The organism is Paenibacillus methanolicus (genome assembly GCF_008124765.1).
Classification (GTDB): Bacteria; Bacillota; Bacilli; order Paenibacillales; family Paenibacillaceae; genus Paenibacillus_Z; species Paenibacillus_Z methanolicus.
Genome location: NZ_VNHS01000003.1, coordinates 49,701 through 69,714, shown reverse-complemented (window position 1 = coordinate 69,714; position 20,014 = coordinate 49,701). Strand labels below are relative to the sequence as shown.

16 protein-coding genes are annotated in these 20,014 nt (G+C 58.0%); all 16 read left to right on the top strand.

Going from position 1 to position 20,014, the window contains the following annotated elements:
- Positions 1 to 16: 16 nt before the first annotated feature.
- The 16 genes from BCM02_RS09350 to BCM02_RS09275 all read left to right on the top strand — a co-directional run bounded on the left by BCM02_RS09350 (position 17) and on the right by BCM02_RS09275 (position 19,888).
- The gene (locus BCM02_RS09350) at positions 17 to 703 is read left to right on the top strand and encodes a YceI family protein (RefSeq protein WP_148928825.1); all 687 of its coding nucleotides are present in this window, start codon (positions 17 to 19) and stop codon (positions 701 to 703) included.
- A 238-nt stretch (positions 704 to 941) separates the two neighbouring features.
- Positions 942 to 1,502 (top strand): GAF domain-containing protein, encoded by a 561-nt coding sequence (locus tag BCM02_RS09345; RefSeq protein WP_187434115.1) that lies wholly within the window; start codon positions 942 to 944, stop codon positions 1,500 to 1,502.
- Positions 1,499 to 3,064, top strand: coding sequence for an EAL domain-containing protein (locus BCM02_RS09340; RefSeq protein ID WP_187434114.1), 1,566 nt, complete (start codon positions 1,499 to 1,501; stop codon positions 3,062 to 3,064). Before BCM02_RS09345 ends, BCM02_RS09340 begins: the two co-directional genes overlap by 4 nt.
- A gap of 93 nt (positions 3,065 to 3,157) precedes the next feature.
- Entirely contained in the window at positions 3,158 to 3,406 is a 249-nt protein-coding gene (locus BCM02_RS09335; protein WP_148928822.1) for a spore gernimation protein GerQ, read from the top strand.
- Between the two features lie 48 nt (positions 3,407 to 3,454).
- Entirely contained in the window at positions 3,455 to 3,841 is a 387-nt protein-coding gene (locus BCM02_RS09330; protein ID WP_148929215.1) for a spore coat protein, read from the top strand.
- Positions 3,838 to 4,974 (top strand): zinc-dependent alcohol dehydrogenase, encoded by a 1,137-nt coding sequence (locus tag BCM02_RS09325; protein WP_148928821.1) that lies wholly within the window; start codon positions 3,838 to 3,840, stop codon positions 4,972 to 4,974. The genes BCM02_RS09330 and BCM02_RS09325 overlap by 4 nt, the downstream gene beginning before the upstream one ends.
- A gap of 22 nt (positions 4,975 to 4,996) precedes the next feature.
- On the top strand, positions 4,997 to 5,191 hold the full coding sequence (locus BCM02_RS09320; protein ID WP_148928820.1) for a hypothetical protein: 195 nt from the start codon (positions 4,997 to 4,999) through the stop codon (positions 5,189 to 5,191).
- Between the two features lie 10 nt (positions 5,192 to 5,201).
- Positions 5,202 to 5,501 carry a spore coat protein gene (locus BCM02_RS09315; protein WP_148928819.1) on the top strand — a complete coding sequence of 100 codons (300 nt, stop codon included), beginning with the start codon at positions 5,202 to 5,204 and terminating at the stop codon, positions 5,499 to 5,501.
- A 191-nt stretch (positions 5,502 to 5,692) separates the two neighbouring features.
- Complete coding sequence (locus tag BCM02_RS09310; protein ID WP_187434113.1) at positions 5,693 to 7,315, top strand: extracellular solute-binding protein; 1,623 nt, start codon at positions 5,693 to 5,695, stop codon at positions 7,313 to 7,315.
- 89 nt (positions 7,316 to 7,404) lie between these two features.
- Positions 7,405 to 8,370: an ABC transporter permease gene (locus BCM02_RS09305; RefSeq protein ID WP_246183289.1), complete on the top strand. Its 966-nt coding sequence runs from the start codon at positions 7,405 to 7,407 to the stop codon at positions 8,368 to 8,370.
- 30 nt (positions 8,371 to 8,400) lie between these two features.
- Positions 8,401 to 9,288, top strand: a complete 888-nt coding sequence (locus BCM02_RS09300) for a carbohydrate ABC transporter permease (RefSeq protein ID WP_148928817.1) — start codon at positions 8,401 to 8,403, stop codon at positions 9,286 to 9,288.
- A gap of 146 nt (positions 9,289 to 9,434) precedes the next feature.
- On the top strand, positions 9,435 to 11,210 hold the full coding sequence (locus BCM02_RS09295; protein WP_187434112.1) for a cache domain-containing sensor histidine kinase: 1,776 nt from the start codon (positions 9,435 to 9,437) through the stop codon (positions 11,208 to 11,210).
- The gene (locus BCM02_RS09290; protein WP_148928815.1) at positions 11,185 to 12,795 is read left to right on the top strand and encodes a response regulator transcription factor; all 1,611 of its coding nucleotides are present in this window, start codon (positions 11,185 to 11,187) and stop codon (positions 12,793 to 12,795) included. Before BCM02_RS09295 ends, BCM02_RS09290 begins: the two co-directional genes overlap by 26 nt.
- A 186-nt stretch (positions 12,796 to 12,981) precedes the next feature.
- On the top strand, positions 12,982 to 13,908 hold the full coding sequence (locus tag BCM02_RS09285; RefSeq protein WP_148928814.1) for a Gfo/Idh/MocA family protein: 927 nt from the start codon (positions 12,982 to 12,984) through the stop codon (positions 13,906 to 13,908).
- A gap of 16 nt (positions 13,909 to 13,924) precedes the next feature.
- Positions 13,925 to 14,929, top strand: coding sequence for a Gfo/Idh/MocA family protein (locus BCM02_RS09280; RefSeq protein ID WP_148928813.1), 1,005 nt, complete (start codon positions 13,925 to 13,927; stop codon positions 14,927 to 14,929).
- A 342-nt stretch (positions 14,930 to 15,271) separates the two neighbouring features.
- Positions 15,272 to 19,888 (top strand): carbohydrate binding domain-containing protein, encoded by a 4,617-nt coding sequence (locus BCM02_RS09275; protein ID WP_187434111.1) that lies wholly within the window; start codon positions 15,272 to 15,274, stop codon positions 19,886 to 19,888.
- The last annotated feature ends 126 nt before the right edge of the window (positions 19,889 to 20,014 follow it).

The window sequence follows — 20,014 nt, the reverse complement described above, 5'->3', positions numbered from 1 at the left end:
AGGAGGAGGAGAGGAAATGAAGAAAAAATGGGTACTGGCTGCAGGAGCGGCAATCGTGGTTTTGGCAGGCGGCGGGTATTTGACTTACGATTATTTCACGGGCAATCAGGTGGAAATTAAGGAAGTGATCGGCGAAGCAGACGCCGCGGCAGCCTCGGGAGCGGTAGTAACGGGCGAGCAGTTGAACGGAGAGTGGACGATTGCCGACGGGTCCGAGGTATACATCTCGATGACGACGTCGAAGGAAACGGTCAATATGACGGCCGGCACGGTAACGGGCAAATGGATGATCGATACGGCGAACGCGGGACAAATCACGGCTGAAGGCGCCGTCGACCTGGAAGGTCTGGATTCGGGCAATCCGATGCGCGACGGCCATATTAAAGGCGATCAATATTTGAACGCGGCGGCTCATCCGCAAGCGACTTTCGCCGCGGCCTCGATCGACGGCTTCCCGGAGTCGTGGAGCGAGGGCGTCGCCGTGCCGCTCCAGCTGAAAGGAACGTTGAACGTGCGCGGCGTCGACAAGGAGGTCGTGTTCGACAGTCAAGCGGTGTATGAGCAGGGCCAGGTGAAGCTGGAAGGCAGCACGATCGTCACTTTTGCCGACTTCGGCATGGAAAACCCGCATCAAGTGCTCGTGGAGACGGAGAACGACGTGAAGGTTGAATTGCAGCTGCTGCTGGATAAACCGGCGGTTTAATATAGATTTCTAAGCGCAAACAAGCCGATCCCATATGGATCGGCTTGTTTGCGCTTATATCGGGAAGCTGCGTCATGCTATGCGGAAGCCGGATGATATTCATCCGGCTTCTGTGCAGATGTCCCTCATTATATTTCCGCGCAGGCATGTTATACCGGATCTTCCCTATTATTTAGCGGTACGTATCCAGGTCATACTAATGATACCTGAAGATTGGCATAAAAGGAGCAACGTCAAGGTGAAGGATTCAACGCAAGATGCCATGCCGCTTCATCAATTCGAAGATGCGATTCGCGATATGCTGGATTTGGTCAGCCGCTATTTCGGGAAGAAAACTTGTTTTGTCGCGCATACGGACGAGCACGCCTTTCGCGTGCTGGAAACGCTGAAAGTCGGCATGGCGGGCATCGAAAACGGCGCCGTCTTGCCCATTCATGAATCCCGCTGCGAGATGATTCATTCGGGCGGCCGCGAACCTGTCGTCAACGAAGATACGGCGAGTCATCTCAACGCGCAAAAGACGGAGGTGACGGAGAATGCCCGGATCGGCTCCTGCTTGGGCGTGCCGGTCCTGCTTCGCGACGGAACCATGTACGGCACGCTGTGCGTGCTCGATTCGCAGCCCGGGCAGTTTTTCGAAGATGATCGTGCTTATTTGCAGAAGTTTGCGAATTATTTAAGCTACGTGATCGAGTTGGGGAGAATGTCGGTTCGCGATGCGCTGACCGGCCTGTACAACCGCGGTTTTATGAATGGCGTGTTCGCCGACCTCGCCAGGGAGAGTTGCTGTCTCGCGTGAGCGGCGAAGAATTCATGCTGTTGCTCCCAAAGTTGAACGAACGGGACGATGCGGTGCGAATTGCCGAACGGATACTCGAAGCCCTGTCGGAACCGTTCTTCATCGACGGCCAAGCGCTGCGGATGTCCGCAAGCATCGGGATGGCATTCTATCCCGAAGACGGCCAGGAGCTGTCGATCTTGATGAAGAAAGCGAATCGTTCCATGCATCAAGTGAAGAAAGAAGGTCGGCATAACGTTCGCGTGTTCGAAGAGCGTCAAGAACGGGACGACCGACCGCCGATCGAACGCGAGAATGATTTGCACCATGCTTTGGCAGCCGGACAATTCGTCCTCCACTATCAGCCGCAATACGATCTACGCAGCCAGCAGCTGACCGGCACGGAAGCGCTAATTCGGTGGAACCACCCCGACCTCGGCTTGATTCCGCCGTCGTCGTTCATCCCCTTGGCCGAAGAGAACGGGACGATCAACGAAATCGGGACATGGGCTTTGCGCGAAGCATGCCAACAAAACAAAGCGTGGCAGAACGCGGGCCTTGCGCCGATTACGGTCGCGGTCAATCTGTCGGCCAGGCAATTCTACCAGCCGGGACTCGTTCAGATCGTTAGTCGTATTCTTGAAGAAACGGAACTGGAACCACGTTATTTGGAAGTTGAGCTTACGGAAAGCATTATGATCGAAGCAGAGCAGGCGCTGATCGTGCTGCGCGCCTTGAAAGCGCTCGGCGTCCGAATCAGCCTGGATGACTTCGGCGTCGGGTTCAGTTCGTTGTCATATTTGCGCAAATTCCCGATCGATAAGCTGAAGATCGACAAATCATTCATCCAGGAGTGTCCGGTCGACGTCAATGACGCGACGATCGTGAAGACGATCATCAGCATGGCGCATAATCTGAAACTGAGCGTAATCGCCGAGGGCGTTGAGGATAAGGATCAGCTGACGTTTCTCATCCACCACGTTTGCGACGGCGCGCAGGGCTTTATGTTCCACAAGCCGATTCCGGGGCATGCGTTCACCGAGAAGTTCCGTGAGCTCCAATCGTTCGGGCCGAGGCTTGGGCTGAGCGGTTTGACGGCAAACCGCTTGTGGCTGGAAGAAGGGTTGCGAATGGATCGCGAAGCGTTGCAAGAGATCATTCGGCTGCAGGAAGGGTTTATTTTCAAAGTAGCCGAACGCGATGGGAAGCTTATCCACACCTTCTGCGACGGGAAGCTGCTATTTCGAATGGGACTGGTGCCGGAGCAAATCGTCGGGAAGGAAGCGAAGGAATTTCTGACGCTTGCGGACGCGCGCCGTAAGGAAGCTTGCTACCGGAGAGCGTTGCAAGGCGAAGAGATGGTGAGCTATGAATCGGAATTGAACGGCATCTATTACTTGACCTCCTTGCGGGCAATCCGCAAGGGCGGCGAAATCGTGGAGATCATCGGGACGAGCGTGGATATTACCGTCCGGCGGAACATGGAACTTGCGCTCATGCAAAGCGAAGAAAAATACCGGCTGCTCACCGATCAGATGCTGGAGTTGGTTTCGAGCATGGATGAGGATGGGCAAATCGGCTAGCTTCGGAGAAATGGGGTTCAACTCAACATATATCGCGCAAGTTTGGACAACCTTAATCGAGTACTTTAGTAGCCATGACTTGGAGGAAATGACATGATCAACGAAAAGCGGCTGGCCGCTCATGAAGCGCTTGATCTGCATGAGATCATCAATTTCAAGACGCTTGGCTTGGCCAAGTCGAAGTTGATGCAGGGGCTGGTGTTCGATCAAGAACTTCGGCAGCTCATGGAAAAGGACGTGCAGCAGACGCAGCAGGCGATCGCGCAGCTGCAAGCCGTATATGCGGAGTCGCCGTTCGAGGCCCCGGTTCCGGAGTTTCGCCCGACGCCGATTTTGAATTAAGGAAGGCAAAGGAGACCTACACCGATGAACGTGCAGCAAGATGGCCCGATCAAGATGGATGCGCTGGACCCGGCCAACGCGCTTAATATGCCGGAGATGGCGGACATGACGTTTGCGATGGATTTTCTAATGCGAGCCAAAGAAGGCGTGCGCAATATCGCCGTCGCTCTAACGGAAACCGTGTCCCCTCAGGCGAGAGCGCTGCTTCGCGAACAGCTGCGGCAAGGGATCGCCCTTCATCAAGAAATTACGGAACTGATGGTCAGGAAGAAATGGTTCCATCCTTACGAACTTCAGGAACAGTTCAAGCTGGACGTGCTGTCGCTTACGAATACGTTGGAAATCAGCAAGCAGAAATTATTCGCGGACGATACGTCGCGCAAGGGCATGTTCGACCGGACGCCGGACGAGCATATGGGAGGCAGCGAGGCATGAAAGCCGTCACTTATCAAGGCGTCAAGAACGTCGTCGTAAAGGAAGTCGTGGATCCGAAAATCGAGAAAGCCGACGATATGATTGTGCGCTTGACGACGACAGGCATTTGCGGATCGGATCTACACCTCATTCACGGGATGATTCCGAACCTGCAAGAGGACTACGTCATCGGCCACGAGCCGATGGGAATCGTCGAAGAGGTCGGTCCCGACGTGAAGAACCTGAAGAAGGGCGACCGCGTCATCATTCCGTTCAACATCGCCTGCGGCGAATGCTTCTATTGCCAAAATCAGCTGGAAAGTCAATGCGATCATTCGAACGAAAACGGTGAAATGGGGGGCTACTTTGGCTATTCCGGCACGACCGGCGGCTATCCAGGTGGACAGGCGGAGCTTCTTCGGGTGCCGTTCGCGAACTTCACCCACTTCAAAATCCCGGAAAACTGCGAGCATCCGGATGAAACGCTGTGCCTGATCTCGGACGCGATGACGACCGCGTTCTGGAGCGTGGATAACGCGGGAGTGAAAGCCGGCGATACCGTCATCGTCATCGGCTGCGGTCCCGTCGGCCTGCTCGCCCAGAAGTTCGCCTGGTTTAAAGGGGCGGGCCGCGTCATCGCGGTCGATTATTTGGATTACCGGCTGGAGCACGCGAAGCGGACGAACCGCGTCGAGACCGTCAACGCCGGCGCATTCGAGAATGTAGGCAACGACCTGAAGGAGATGACCAGAGGCGGGGCGGACGTCGTCATCGACTGTTCGGGCATGAGCGGCAAAATGACGCCGCTTGAGTCGCTTGCCTCGGGGTTGAAATTGCATGGCGGCGCGATGGGCGGCATCGTTATTGCATCGCAAGCCGTTCGCAAAGGCGGCACGATTCAAATCACGGGCGTCTACGGAGGCCGTTACAATGCCTTCCCGCTCGGCGATATTTTCCAGCGGAACGTCAATCTCCGCACGGGTCAAGCGCCGGTCATCCACTATATGCCGTATATGTACGAGCTGATCCATACGGGCAAAGTCGATCCAAGCGACGTCATTACGCACGTGATCCCGCTTAGCGAAGCGAAGCGTGGCTATGAACTTTTCGATACGAGACAGGACAACTGCATTAAGGTGGTCTTGAAGCCTTAATTGGCGAAGAGGAGGCGCAAACATGAATTTCGCATTGCACGAAACGCTGGAGGTACATGAACTGGCGGCGTTCAAAACCATCTGTCTGACGACAGCCAAAACGATGCGTGGCCTCGTTTCGGACCCGCAGCTCAAGGAAATTTTGCAGCAGGACGTGGAAATGACGCATATACAGCTGCAGGAGCTCGGGACGCTGTTAACGAAAGCCATCCAATAGGAGCGAAACGATGAATACGATCGTGGAACATTTAACCGGCATGAGCACGTTGACGGATCAAGTGGTCGCGACCAACTTCTTGATCAATGCCAAAAGCGGCGTCCGCAATTACGCGATGGCCGTTACGGAAGCCGGCACGCCGGAAGTGAAAGCCGTGCTGACGAAGCATCTGGAGGAAGCAATCGATACGCACGAGAGGATCATGGCCTACATGATCGAGCGGGGTTGGTATCACCCGTGGAACACCGCGGATCAGATCCGGCTGGATCTGATGAACATCGACACCGCTTTGAAAGCGCCGATGCTGTAGAAAGGGTGGAGTACGATAACCATCCCAGAGCAGATGCCGTCTTGGTATCTGCTTCTTTGCTTTGTCCGCTCGCCGACGCGATCTCTCGAATTCGTCCACCATTTTTTGAAATCGTCATCTATTTTCGTCCAGCCGCTTGCCCGTATACTGAAATCAAGCAATGGATGATAGAGACGGGAAGGGGTTATCAGATGCAGAAGAAAAAGAAAAAGGCGGTATGGCTAGGAATCGCGGCGCTCATGCTGCTCGCCGCCTGTAGCAACGGCAACACCGGCGGGGAGAAGAGCGCAGAGGGCAATGCCGGCGAGACGGGCGGGAACGAGCCGGCGAAGCCCGCCAAGCTGGAACTGAATTGGTCGGTTGCCAATAACATGCTGGCGAACGTGACGCTGCCGAGCGCCGATCAGGATTTCGTGAAGCGCGCGATCGAGGAGAAATTCAATGTCGATCTGAAAATCGACTATATGGTGTTCGGCGAAGAGTATCACGCCAAGCTGAACGCGGCGCTGGCGGGCGGAAGCGCGCCGGATCTGTTCATCGCGGGCGGCGCGGAATCGCAGAAATATATCGACGACGGGATCGCGGCGAATCTCAGCGCCTTCTTCACGGAAACCACGCTCCCGCATTATTTCAAGTGGGTGAGCAAGCAGGAGCTGGACGCCTATCAGCTGAAGCAGGGCGAATTCACGCGCGCCATTCTGCCGTTCCAGCGGAACACCTACGCGTCCTGGTACATTCGCCAAGATTGGCTCGATAAGCTGCAGCTGAAGCCGCCGACGAACTATGAAGAGCTGACGAACGTCTTGACGCAATTCACCAAGGGCGATCCGGACGGTAACGGGAAAGCGGATACATACGGGTTCACGGCGGCCGGCAACGGCCTAAGCCTGCCCTTCGACTTCCCTCAATGGCTGAATAACGGATTCGTGGCGGACTTCATGATCGTCGACGATGCCTACGTGGACAACCGGACGGATTTGAAAGTCGAGGGCGTCCTCGACCAGGTGGTGGACTGGATCGACAAGGGCATCGTCGACCCGGACTGGTTCTTGAACAAGCCGCCGGCCCATCACGACAAAGCCGCGCAGGGGAAGGTCGGCATGATCTTCTCGCCTGGAGACAAGACGGTCGCGCTCGACAGCGTGGCGACCAGCGTCCAGAACCGCGCGAAGGCGCTCGATCCGAACGCCGACTGGAAGCCGATCTATCCGCTCGACAAGCCGATCATGTGGAAGTACAACGTGCCGGAGAGCAGCATCCTCGTCAGCACGGCCGCGGCCGAGAAACAGCCGGAGAAGGTGAAGCGGTCGTTGGAAATCGTCGACTGGCTGACGAGCGAAGAGGGCTTCCTGCTGACGCATTACGGTCAGGAGGGCAAGCATTATACGAAGGATGGCAACAAAGTCACGCTGAACGTCGAAGCCTTCGAGGCGGATATCGCCAAAGCCGGCAACTGGCTGAACGTGTACGGCGTGTTCACGCCGGATGAGCCGCAGGTGCTTGGCATGGAATTGATCGATTCCCGGATCTCCGAGCATGACCGCGCGATTCTGAAGACGATCGAAGGGTTCCCGAAACATAATGCGCTGCCGCCGGTCAGCCTGGTGCCCCCGGAAGGCATCAACATCGGCGATTTCCGCAAGGAGATGAGCAAGTTCCACGTGAAAGCCATTCTCGACGACAAGAGCGGGAAGAATTGGCCGCAATATCGCGAAGAACTGATGACCAAATACAAAGGACGCGACATTTTCACGGAATATACGAAACAGCTGAACGCCGTCTTGAAAGATAAGCAATTGCGCGCGTTCGAATAGAAGATTAGGAGGCATCGAGGGGAGCCCTGAATCGTTCGCGGGTTCCCCCTTGGTCTTCCGATTACGAATCGGCTTAGGAGGAGATAGCGATGGCGATGGCGGAACAGGCCGTTTCAACCCCGCGTAACCCCGCCGCGTCACGGACGGGAAAGGCAGCCGGGTGGCGTACCTTTTACCGCAACCGGTGGTTTTACTTGATGATGGTCCCGGGGCTCGCGTATTACGCGTTATTTCATTACGCGCCGATGGCGGGGACGCTGATCGCGTTCCAGGATTTCAATTTAATGAAGGGGATATGGGGCAGCCCCTGGGTAGGCTGGGATAACTTCCGCATCATATTCGACAATCCCGAATTCTGGCCGCTTATTCGCAACACGCTGCTGATCAGCTTGTATAAGATCGTTGGCAATTTGATTCCGGACGTCCTGCTCGCCCTCATGTTGAACGAAGTTCGGCACCGCTGGTTCAAGAGCCTGGTGCAGACGATCACGTACGGCCCTTATTTCCTGTCGTGGGTCATCGTCTACGGTCTGGTGTTCTCGTTCCTCTCGCCGGGCTCCGGATTGATCAGCACGTTCGTCCGCGATGCGGGCTGGGGCCAGATCGACTTGATGACGAATCAGGATTTCTTCCGCCCGATGCTCGTCTTGACGGAAATCTGGAAGACGACCGGGTTCGGCGCGATAATCTATTTGGCCGCGCTGGCCTCTATTAACCAGGAACTTTATGAAGCCGCCGTCGTGGACGGGGCGGGACGCTGGCGTCAGTTATGGCATGTGACGCTGCCGGGAATCCGCGACGTGTTCGTGCTGATGCTCATATTGAAAGTCGGCGGCATTCTGGACGCCGGGTTCGACCAGGTGTTCATCTTCTTGAACGCCCGCGTGTACGAGGTCGGCGATATCGTGGATACATGGGTGTACCGGTACGGCTTCGAGCGGCTGGAATTCGGCGTGGCGGCGGCTATGGGCGTGTTCAAATCCGTCGTCGGCCTGATCTTCGTGCTCGGCGCGAACAAGCTGGCGAAGAAGGTCGGAGGGAACGGATTATGGTAAGCCATTACAACGCGCGAGGAGGTGGGAAAGATGTCGCGCATTCTTCACAGAACCAAACCGGATAAAGCCGCCGATACGCTCATCTATGCCGTGCTCGCGCTGTTCGCGTTGTCGGCGCTGTTCCCGCTGTATTATGTATTTATCGTCTCCGTCACGCCTTACGCGGAGGTCATGAAGAACGGCGGCTTCGTCATATGGCCTAAGCAGTTCACGCTGGAAGCTTACCGCGAAATTTTCGCCAGCCCGCGCATCCCGCAGGCGCTGCGCATCACCGCGTTCATCACGGTCGTCGGCACGGCGCTGAATCTCGCGGTCACGACGCTGCTCGCGTACCCGCTGTCGAAGAAGTCGCTTGCTGGCCGCAATTTCGTGCTGATGGCGCTCGTGTTCACGATGATCTTCAGCGGGGGCATGATCCCGCTCTATATCGTCGTTCGGGGGCTCGGCTTGTACGACACGGTCTGGGCGCTGATCATTCCCGGCATGGTCTCGACCTTCAATCTGTTGATCGTCAAAACCTACTTCGAGAATTTGCCGGCCGAGGTCGAGGAAGCGGCCCGCGTGGACGGCTGCGGCGATCTAGGGACGCTGGTCCGCATCGTGCTGCCTCTGTCCGCGCCGATCATGGCCACCATCGGCTTGTTCTACGGCGTGAATCATTGGAACGAATACTTCAAGGGCATCTTCTATCTGTCCGATAAGACGCTCATGCCGATGCAGGTCGTCCTCCGCAGCATGATTCAATCGCCGAACGTCAGCACGGAGCTGTCGCTCAATTCGCTGGCGCTGAACGCCCTGCCGCCGGAGACGATCAAGATGGCCGTCGTCGTCGTGGCCACGCTGCCGCTGCTCGTCATCTATCCGTTCCTGCAGAAGTATTTCGTCAAAGGCGCCTTGCTCGGATCCGTGAAAGGATAGGGGCAGAATAAGGGCAAGCGAATCTCGCATTTGTGCGGACAGGCGATAGGAACGTCATGCTATAATTGGATATAAAAATAGACGCAAGCCCTCGATTATCGGGGGCTTTGCTGCCATTGTCGCATGGCATGGGGGGCGTTAATCGCATGATTCGCCGGCTATCGGGCACCAGCTTCGCGTCGAGCGTCAGCACGAAGCTGTTTATTCTGACGTTTCTCTCCGTCGTCATTGCGTTCCTGTTGACGGCCTTCTTCGGTTATCAACGACTGTTCGAACCGATCCGGCAGAACAACGAGAAGACGCTTCAAGGCTCGGTCGTGCAAGTCGAGAATTACATCAAGACGCTGATGAACGTGCTTCAGAGCCAGCTGCTATTCCTCTCCAACCCGGTCCTCTACGACAAACTGGAGGAGTCCGACTACGTCCGCCTATTCGACGATATGATGACCTATCATCAAGACCAAATCCACAGCATCTATCTCATCGAGAACGACAAGGTGAGGATAAGCGCGCCCTATGGCTACCGCTTCGTGATGGCTCCTGGCCGAATCGGGGAAATCCGGAGCCAGACGGCCGCGCCCGGCATCTGGTGGAGCGCTCCGTACCAAATCGGCGAACGCGCCATTATTACCGTGGCCAAGCGGATCGACCGGAACCGGGTGGTGGCGCTCGACTTGGATTTGAGCACGCTCACGGGACCGCAGATTGTCCAGAACGAGCCGAGGCGCATTTATTTGTTTACCGGCGACGGCGAATACTTGTCGACCAATACGTATTTGGCCCACCCGAAGACGTACCTGGATCATCTCGAGATGAAGGAGAAGCTAGCTGCGATCGCGCGAACCGGCTCGAACGCGTACAGCGACGTGCAGACCTCGCACGGGAGTTACGCGGTGCTCAGCAGCAATCAGAACCGCTGGGACTGGGTCGTCTTCTCGGTTATCGAGGAATCGCAAGCGTTCCCCTTGCTCGAGACGCTGAGACGCCAAGCGCTGCTCATCGTGCTGCTGGCCATCGTGCTTGCGGTGATCGTATCGGGCTGGATCACGTCGTATATCCGCAAGCCGGTCATTCAGATCACGCGTCAATTCAAGGCGGCCGCGCGCGGTGATCTGGATGCCCGCATTCATCTGAAGCGCAGCGACGAGTTCACGCTGATCGCCGCCGGATTCAACCGGATGATGGGCAATCTCAGATCGCTGTTCGACGATTTGCGCGAAGCCGAAGAGAAGAAGCGGCATCACGAACTGAAGGTGCTCCATTCGCAGATCCATCCGCATTTCCTGAACAATACGTTGAACGCGGTCTATTGCTTGGGCGAGACCGGCCAGACGAAGGATATGTGCGACATGATCCAATTCCTAATGGGGTTGCTGCAATACTCGACGGACAAGGTCGGCGATATCGTGACGGTCGAAGACGAGCTCCGGCAGCTGGAAGGGTACGCGCGGATTATGGAGCTGCGGTACGGGGCGGTGTTCGAGATGGACGTTGCCGTGCCTGCCGACTATTACCAGGCGCCGATTCCGAAGTTGACGTTGATCACGCTGGTGGAGAACAGCATCTTCTATGGCCTTGGCCAGCCGGACGTGAATCATATCATCGTGACGGCCATGCGCAAGGAGACGGGCGGCGTGCTGATCGAGGTGTCGGATACGGGTCCCGGCATCGACCCGGGCAAGCTCCGAGCGTTGATGGAAGAAGGGGATGCGCAGAGCCCGTACAGAGGACTGAACAATTTGGGACTGCGCAGCGTGCAGGAGCGGCTGCGGATGACGTTCGGTTATCCGCACGGCCTGCATTTTCAGATGGAGCCGGAGGGCGGACTGCGCGTAACGGTCCATCTGCCGGAATACGGGCCGGAGCGGCAAAACGGCGGTCAAAGGGGAGAGCAAGATGTTGAAGCTGCTGATGGTCGATGACGAGAAATGGGTGCGCGACCGCTTCGCCGAGCGCATTCCATGGTCGGAGGCGGGCTTCGCGTTCATGGGCGCGGCATCCGGCGCCGAAGAAGCGATACGGTGGATCGAGCGCGAGGAGCCTCACCTGCTGCTGACCGATATTACGATGCCGAACATGAATGGCTTGGAATTGGCGGCCTACGTCCGGAAGAGATGGCCGCGCATCCGGATCATCATCCTGACGGCCTACGGCGAATTCGAATATGCCCGGCAGGCGATCGAGCTGAAGGTCGATCATTATTTGATCAAGCTGGCGCAAACGCCCGAGATCATTCTCGACGCATGTCGGAAGGTGGCCGAGACGATCGAGCAGGAGATGGGCGTGCACCAGAAGCTGGAGATGCAGCGGACGCTGGAGCGGGAGAAGACGTGGTCGCTGAAGCGGGATTGGACGGAGCGGCTTCTTCGCGAGCCGCCCGAGGCCGGTCTGTCAGCGCCGCCGGCGGAATGGTTCGACGGAGCGGGGACCGCCGGCAGCTGGGCTTCGTTCATGATCGGCTGGCATGCGGAGGCGGGCGCCCATGCAGAAGTCGCGCGGGAAAGCGAGAGCTGGATGCAGCTTGGCCGGCGGATCGGCGAGGCGTTGGAATCGCTGCTGGCTTCCGATGCGGCCGTAGCGGGCTGTCGATCGCTCGCGCTTCCGATCGGACACGACCGCATTTGGCTGCTGATCGGATCGGACCGGCCGTGGCATGGGCTGCATGCGAACCAGGTGGCGACGAAGGCGATCGCGGCCGTTCCGGCGGGATGGCGCGGATTCGCCTTCGTCGGCGTCATGCGGGAGGTATGCCGGAAGCCGCTATCAGCGGCGCAGCTGGCCGCGCTCCTGCGGGAAGGATTGGAGGGAGCCGCCGGGTACTTCTACCACCCGGGATCGCCGATCGTGGCGAAGCGGACGCCGGCGCTGCAGCGTCTGGACGCGGAGAAGGGCCGGGAGCGAATCGCGGCCGCGGTTCGGGCGCTTACGCGCGAGCAAGCGGAAGATTTCCAAGGCGTCGTCTTCGCCATGACGCAGCTTGGCGACCCGCCGATTCATCCGTCGGATCTGCTGCGGATGACCCGGCAAATGCTGAACCCTGAGCTTGTGCCGCTGCCCGGCTTGGTGACGTCCCGCCTCGAGGAAATCGACCGACTCGCGAGCTGGTCGGATTACTGCCGGTGGTGGACGGACACGGCTGAGGCGGTGACGGCATGGTTCGCCGGCCGGAAGAAGCCGCCTGTCCCGACTCGCAAAGAAATCCGGTACATGCTAAGTTACATCCATGAGCATTTCAAGGAGGACGTGCAGCTGACGGAGCTCGCGAAGCACGTGCATATGCATCCTTCGTATGCGGGGCAGATGTTTAAGCAGGAGGTCGGCGAGAACTTCTCGGATTACGTGAACCGGGTGCGGATGGACAAAGCCGGCGAGCTGCTGGAGCGAACGGCGATGAAAATCTACGAGGTGTCCGGCGCCGTGGGGATTACCGATTACCGCTATTTTTGCAAATTGTTCAAAAGTTACGCGGGCGTCACGCCTACGCAGTATAAGCATCGGCTAACGTAATCGCAGCCTTGCCGTCAGAATCCGATTCTGACGGTTTTTCTATAGATGGACCACGATTTCTTGACCTGGCCGGCTAGTCTGCCGGGGCGCTCCCGCCTATACTGGACTCGCAGGCTTGTTGATTAGGGGAGTTTCGGAAGGAAGAAGGGGAGGATTCCAATGGCATATCGAAGGAGGCAATTGCACATGAACGAGCCGACGCTGCGTATCGGCATGATTGGGCTGGATACCTCGCATGCAATCGCATTCGCCGAGCTGCTGCACGACGGGCAGCATGCCTATCACGTCCCGGGCGGACGCATAACGGCCGCTTATCCGGGAGGCTCGAGCGATTTCGAGCTTAGCTATTCGCGCGTGGGCGGATTCACGGATCGGCTGCGCGACCAATATGACGTGGACATCGCGGATTCGCCGGAAGCGGTCGCGGAAGCGTGCGACGCGATTTTGCTCACCTCGGTCGACGGCCGGGTGCATCCGGAGCAGTTCCGCCGGATCGCCGGATTTCGCAAGCCGGTGTTCGTCGACAAGCCGCTGGCGGTTACGTCCGCCGACGCCGAGGCGATATTATCGCTTGCCCGTCAGTACGGCACGCCGGTGATGAGCTGCTCCGCGCTCCGATTCGCGGAAGGGTTGTCGGAGGCGCTGCGGGACGAAGCGGCGGGACGAATCATCGGGATGGACAGCTACGGCCCGATGGCGCAGCAGCCGACGCAGCCCGGCTTGTTCTGGTATGGCGTCCATCTGGCCGACATGCTGTTCCGCTCGCTTGGCCCGGACTGCGTGCAGGTGAGCGCCGTGAGTAACGACGCGCATGACCTGATCGTCGGCGAGTGGGCGAACGGGGCAATCGGAACGATGCGCGGCAATCGCATGGGCAACGACCGGTTCGGCGTGATGCTGCATCGGGAGAACGATACGCGATCCGTGGATGTGTACGCGCATCCCAAGCCATATTACGCGAGCATGTTGGAACAGATCATGGGGATGTTCCGGACGGGCGTGCCGGCCGTAGCGCTGGAGGAGACGGTGCGGATCATGCGCTTCCTGGAGGCGGCCAATGAAAGCCGCGCGACCGGCCGCGCCATTCGCGTGAAGGCCCATATCGCGGAGTAGAGGAGGATTGCGAAACATGACGGAAACATTGAGAGTCGCGCTGCTGGGCGCAGGCGCGATTGCCGATTCGCATTTGGACGCGATTGGACTCGCGCCGCCATTTACGGCGGTCGCCGTGGCGGATCTCGACGAGACGAAGGCGCAGGCGGTAGCTACCCGGCACGGCTTTGCGGCCTATCGCGATTACCGGGAGATGATCCGACATGAACGGCCGGATGTGGCGGTGATCGCGCTGCCCCATTTCCTGCATCGGGATGCCGCCGTATTCGCCGCCGAGCATGGCTGCCACCTGATGCTCGAGAAGCCGATGGCGCTGTCGGTCGCGGAATGCGATGCGATTATCGAGGCGGGCAGACGCGCCGACATCCGGATTCTCGTAGGCCACACGCAGCATTACATCGCCGAGAATATCGAGGCCAAGCGCATCATGGACAGCGGGGAGCTGGGGGAGCTCGTGATGATTCACGATACGCGGCACACGCATTATTTTCAGCCATCGCGTCCCGGGTGGTTCTTGGAGCGAGCGTTGTCGGGCGGCGGCATTCTGGCGAATCTCGGCACGCATTCGATCGACAAGCTGCAGTGGCTGAGCGGCCGGTATGTCCGCAAACTAAGCGCGTCCGCTAGTTATTATGGCGATCGGGGCGACGTGGAGGGCAGCGGGATGATATACGCGGAGCTGGAAGGCGGCATTCCGGCCGCGATCGTGCAATCCGGCTACCTCGGCGCGCAGCGCAACGAGACCGAACTGATCTTCACGCGCGGCATGCTGAAGGTGGCCACAGGCGAGAGCTTATGGATCAGCCGGGGCGGCGGCTACGAGGAGGTAGACGTGGACCGCTCCGTCTCGCCGTTCGCGCTGCAATATTCGGATTTGCTCGCGGCGATCAAGAGCGGGGGGCAGCCAAGCTGCACGCCCGCGTATGCCCGGCAAGTGATCGCGGTACTGGAGGCGGTCTACCGCTCGGCTCGAACCGGCACGGAGCAGAAGGTGGGACAGGTAGAAGAACCGTCGGGGTAGCCCGGCGGTTTTTGGCCTAGGGGGATTGGTTGATGGGCCGCTTGCTGAGGCTGGATTGGGATTCGTTGTCGCGTGCGCGTTTACTCTTGGCCGGTACCCTAGTCTGTATCTCCACGCAATCCGCTCACCTTGAATTGTTGGACATTTTGTTGAACGGATTCCCTATTTCGGCATTTTCGGCCGTTCTATAATGAATTGAAGACCGCTATGAAAGCGCTTCACTTCATGGCGGATCTATCAAAAAACGGATGAGAAAGGAATGATGTCACGTTGCATCGATTCAAAGCATCGCGTTTTTTAGCCGTTGTCTTGACGTGGGCCATGCTGCTTCAGGGGGGGAGTTTGACGACCGCGCCTGCGAAGATTAGCGCAGAGGCGCAACCGCAGCCGCTTCCGGCGAATGCCGGATTCGAACAGGTGTCCGGCGGGCTGCCGGTCTCATGGTCGGTTATGAGCGGTACCGTCGCTTCCTCCGCGAGTATTGCGCACAGCGGCAGTTACAGCGTGCAGTTGACGGACGGGAGCGCGACGGCCTCCGTCGGACTGCGCAGCCAGAAGATTCCGGTGGAGCCGGGCAAGGAGTACGAGGCATCGGTCTACAGCAACAACGTATCGGGCGCCTCGCAGCTCTATTTCGAATTTTGGGATGCCAACAATCAGCTTATCCTGAACCCGCTCCCGATCGCGGGCAATAACACGATGAATCAGTGGAAGCAGCTGGTTATCAATCAGATCGCGCCGGCAGGAGCGAAGACGGCGAGCCTGCGCGTGTATTCCGGGCAAGGGAACGTCGGGACTTCTTATTTCGACGATGCTTCGTTCCAGCTGGTCGTGCAAGATCCGAATTCGCTGCTGAAGAACGGCGGCATGGAGCTCGAGACCGACGGCAAACCGCGCAGCTGGAGCGCCGTATTCGCGGGGCAGCCGTTCGAATCCGCGCAGGCCAGGAAACGAACGGGCGAACGCAGCGTGAAAATCGTGGATACCAATGCTAGCGGGGGAATCGGGATCCGCAGCGAACTCATGCCCGTGACGGCGGGCGTGAAGTACGAGGCGGAGGTATTCGCCTATATTGAATCCGGGGCAGCGACGATCTTCATCGAATATTGGGAAGATGTCGGGAAGATCATGACGGATAAGAACGTCATCGTGAAGGAGGATACGCCCGGCCAATGGAAGCCGATTCGCGCGGCGGGACCTGCGCCGGCCGGGGCGAAATACGCGACGGTGCGCTTGTATTTGGCTGCGGACAACGTCGGAACGACGTATTTCGACGATGCCAAGTTCGGTCTTGCGCCGCCCAAGGCAAGCGCGAACTTGAATAACGGTCGCTTCGAGCGGCTCGAGAACGGCAGACCGGCCGACTGGCGCGAGGTCGATGGCACGGTGGACGTGAGTACGTCGCCTGTCCAGGAAGGCGCGCGAAGCGTCAAAGTCGTTAACGCCGCAGGCAAAACCGCGGGGCTTCGCAGTCACCTGATACCGGTATCCGCAGGAGCGCTCTATACGGCGAGCGTCTACGCCAGCGCCGTATCCGGTACTCCGGAACTTCGGATGGAGTTCTGGGACGCCGACAAGGTGTTTCTCTCCCAGGCGTCCCAAGCCGGCGCATCCGGCAACGCCTGGACGACCGTGTCGCTATCGCCAGAGATTCCCGAAGGCGCCGCCTATGCCAGCTTGCGTCTTAGTACGTTGTCATCCGCCGCAGGCGAGGTCTACTTCGATAACGCGACGTTCACAAGCATCGGGCAGAGCAGCAAGACCGCCACGACGCTCTACGACGCGGAGAAGGTCGCGAACGCCCGTTACAATGTCCAGCAATACCCATGGGCGACGGAGATGAAGAATGCAGCGGTAGCCAAGGCCGATGCTTATCTTGCCAAAGGGTGGGATTACCTGTGGAAGTCGGTCCCGTCCCAAGGACTGCCGCGCAGCTATGCCGTCAATAAGAACACCACGAGTCCGGTAACGGGCGTCAAAATCGATGGCCGCGGCAACTATCCGTTCGAGCCTGATCCGAACGCGCCATGGAAAATCATCGATCCGATAGCCAAGGTAGAGGGCACCAACGAAAACTACCGATTCCCGACGAACGACTTCCAGGCGTACTATGAAAGCGGTCTGGACGAGCACGGTTTGTTTCAGCGGGAGCTGGCGGATCCGGCCTTGCTGGTAAATACGCTGTATCCCGACAAAGGCGCAAAATGGGGCGTCGACGACGGATTCGGTTGGAAAGCGTCGGATGGAACTATCCACACGTTCGTCGCTTATTACGTGCATTGGATGGCGTGGTACGGAGAGCGGTCGTTCGTGCAGCAGGCGCTGAACACGCTGCGCGATGCTTATTTGTACACCGGTGACGCGAAGTATGCCAAGGCCGGCATCGTCCTGCTCGACCGGGTGGCGGATGTGTATCCGGAGATGGACATCAGTCAATATGACAACAGCATCTACGTGAATTCATCGGGCAAATCCTACGGCAAAGGCAAAGTGCTCGGCGGAATCTGGGAGACCGAACTGGTGAAAACGTTCATCAGCGCCTATGATGCGTTCTTCCCGGCCATGGAAGATCCGCAGGTTGTCTCGTTCCTAGACGGCAAAGCGCGGCAATACCGACTGACGAACAAGAAAAACACCGGCAGCCTCATTAAGCGCAACATCGAGGACGGCATTATCGAGCAAGTATACCCGGCCGTGAAAAAGACGCAAATTCTCGGCAACGACGGCATGCATCAGAGCGCCCTCGCGATGGCGGCGGTCGTCTACAACACGATGCCGGCGACCGGCGAGTGGTTGGATTTTATTTTCAAAAGCGGTCAAGTCATGCAGGGACCTACCCAGTTAACGGGAGGCAACATGCTCAATTCGTTCGTGCGGGACGTCGACCGCGACGGCATGGGCAACGAAGCTTCGCCGGCTTATAACGCGCTATGGCTCCACAATCATCGCATGACGGCGGATGTCCTGGACGGCTACGGGCTGTACCCGAACGCCAACCTGTATGACAATCCGAAGTTTCGCAAAATGTTCTCCGCCGCGGGCAAGCTCATTCTGAGCGATCAATATACGCCGGCGATCGGGGACACGGGACGAACGGGCAATCCGTTCATCGTCGAGCGCCTGACCGATTCGATCAAAGCGTTCGAGAAATTCAACGATCCGATCTACGCGCAGCAAGCTTATTTCCTCAACAACAATTCGAGCGCGGGTCTGCACGCCGACGTCTTCACGGCGAACCCGAACGCGATCGCGAACCAAGTGCAGGCGGTCATCAACCAGCATGGGCCGCTTTCCTTGAAGAGCGACAATATGTTCGGTTATGGTTTTGGCGCGCTTCGCGATGGCAAATCGAAGACGGAAACAGGCGGGACCGCGAGCACGCTGCGGGACTTGTGGATGTACTACGGCGCTTCGACACATCATGGCCATATGGATACGTTGAATATAGGTCTCCATGCGTACGGACTGGACTTGGCGCCTGATCTCGGCTATCCGGATTACGCCGACAACGTGAGCACACATCGTTCGCAGTGGATGCACAATACGATCAGCCACAATACCGTCGTCGTCGATAAGAAGAAACAGATGTCCCAAGCAGACGACGCCTTAACGGTGCATGCCGACGATACGGATCGGGTGAAGCTGATCGACGTCCAAGCGCCGGGAGAGTATACGCAAACTTCGCTGTATCGACGGACGACCGCGATGATCAAAATCGACGCTCAGCGTTCGTATGCCGTGGACTTCTTCCGGGTCAAAGGAGGCAACGACCATTATTTCAGCTTCCATTCCGCGGAAGGAACGGTCGCGACGCAAGGTTTGCAGCTGACGGCGCAGCCGACGGGGACCTATGCGGGTCCGGACGTCGATTACGGAGTGCGGGCGCCTGACGACACGGTGACGGCGAACGGACCGGACGGAGCAGGGTACAAAGGGAGCGGCTTCCATTACTTGAAGAACGTGGAGCGCGACGCTTCGCCGTCCAATCTATTCAGCATCGATTGGAACGTGAAGGATACGTGGAACGTCTATGGCCAAGGCGCGGGGGCTCCGACGGACGTGCATCTGCGGCTTACGATGGTCGGTCAGACGGGCGACGTGGCGCTCGCCGACGGCGTGCCGCCGACGAACAAGGTTGGCAATCCGGCGGCGGTGCGGTATTTGATCGCCCACAACGGGGGCACGAACATCGAGAGTAACTTCATCTCCGTCATCGAACCCTACAGAGTTGCTCCGTATATCAGCATCATAGAGCCGCTCATCGTGAAACATGCCGGCGCAGCCGTGAGCGATATCGAAGCGCGCGCCGTTCGCGTCACGTTGGCGAATGGAAGGACCGACGTTGTAATCAGCGCGCTGGATGCAAGCAAGACCTATACGATCGAAGGCGCGAACTTGTCTGCCACGCTTACATTCAAAGGGGCCTTCGGCTGCTATAGCGAAACGCCGAACGGTCCTACGCACACGTACGTGCACGATGGCGCCTATATCGGCACGAGCGGCACGACCCCGAACCGGGCGGGAGCCGTGACTGGCACCATCGAGGATTTCACGAGAACGCTGGCCGTGAACAACGAGATCATCGTGAATGCTTCTGCGCTGCCGAGCCAGTTGTCCGAATTGAACGGGAAGACGATCATCATTCAGAACGACGGCCGCGCCAATGCCGCTTACCGAATCAAAGGCGCAACGGTAATTAGCGGAACGCAAGTCAAGCTCGATATCGGCGACGTAACGCTGATCCGCGCCTATGCGAATCCGGATGATTTTCAGCAGGGGTATGTGTACAATATTTCGCCCGGCATGACATTCCGTATTCCGCTTACCTATGCCATTGGATATCTCAACGGAGGATCGGCTCAGCTGCCAGGCAATGTGTCGGACCCTAACGAACCAATCGAACCAATCGAACCGATCGAACCGCCGGGAACGGAACCCGTCGAACCGCCAAAAGATTAATTCGCCCTCTTAGGGGAAGAAGCGAGAAGAATCTATAGCACTTCTTAGAGGAAGAGCGCGCGCCGCTCTTCCTTTTCGACGTTTCCTCTCGTTCGATTAAGAGTCGCGATCCCGCGGGAAGGAGAA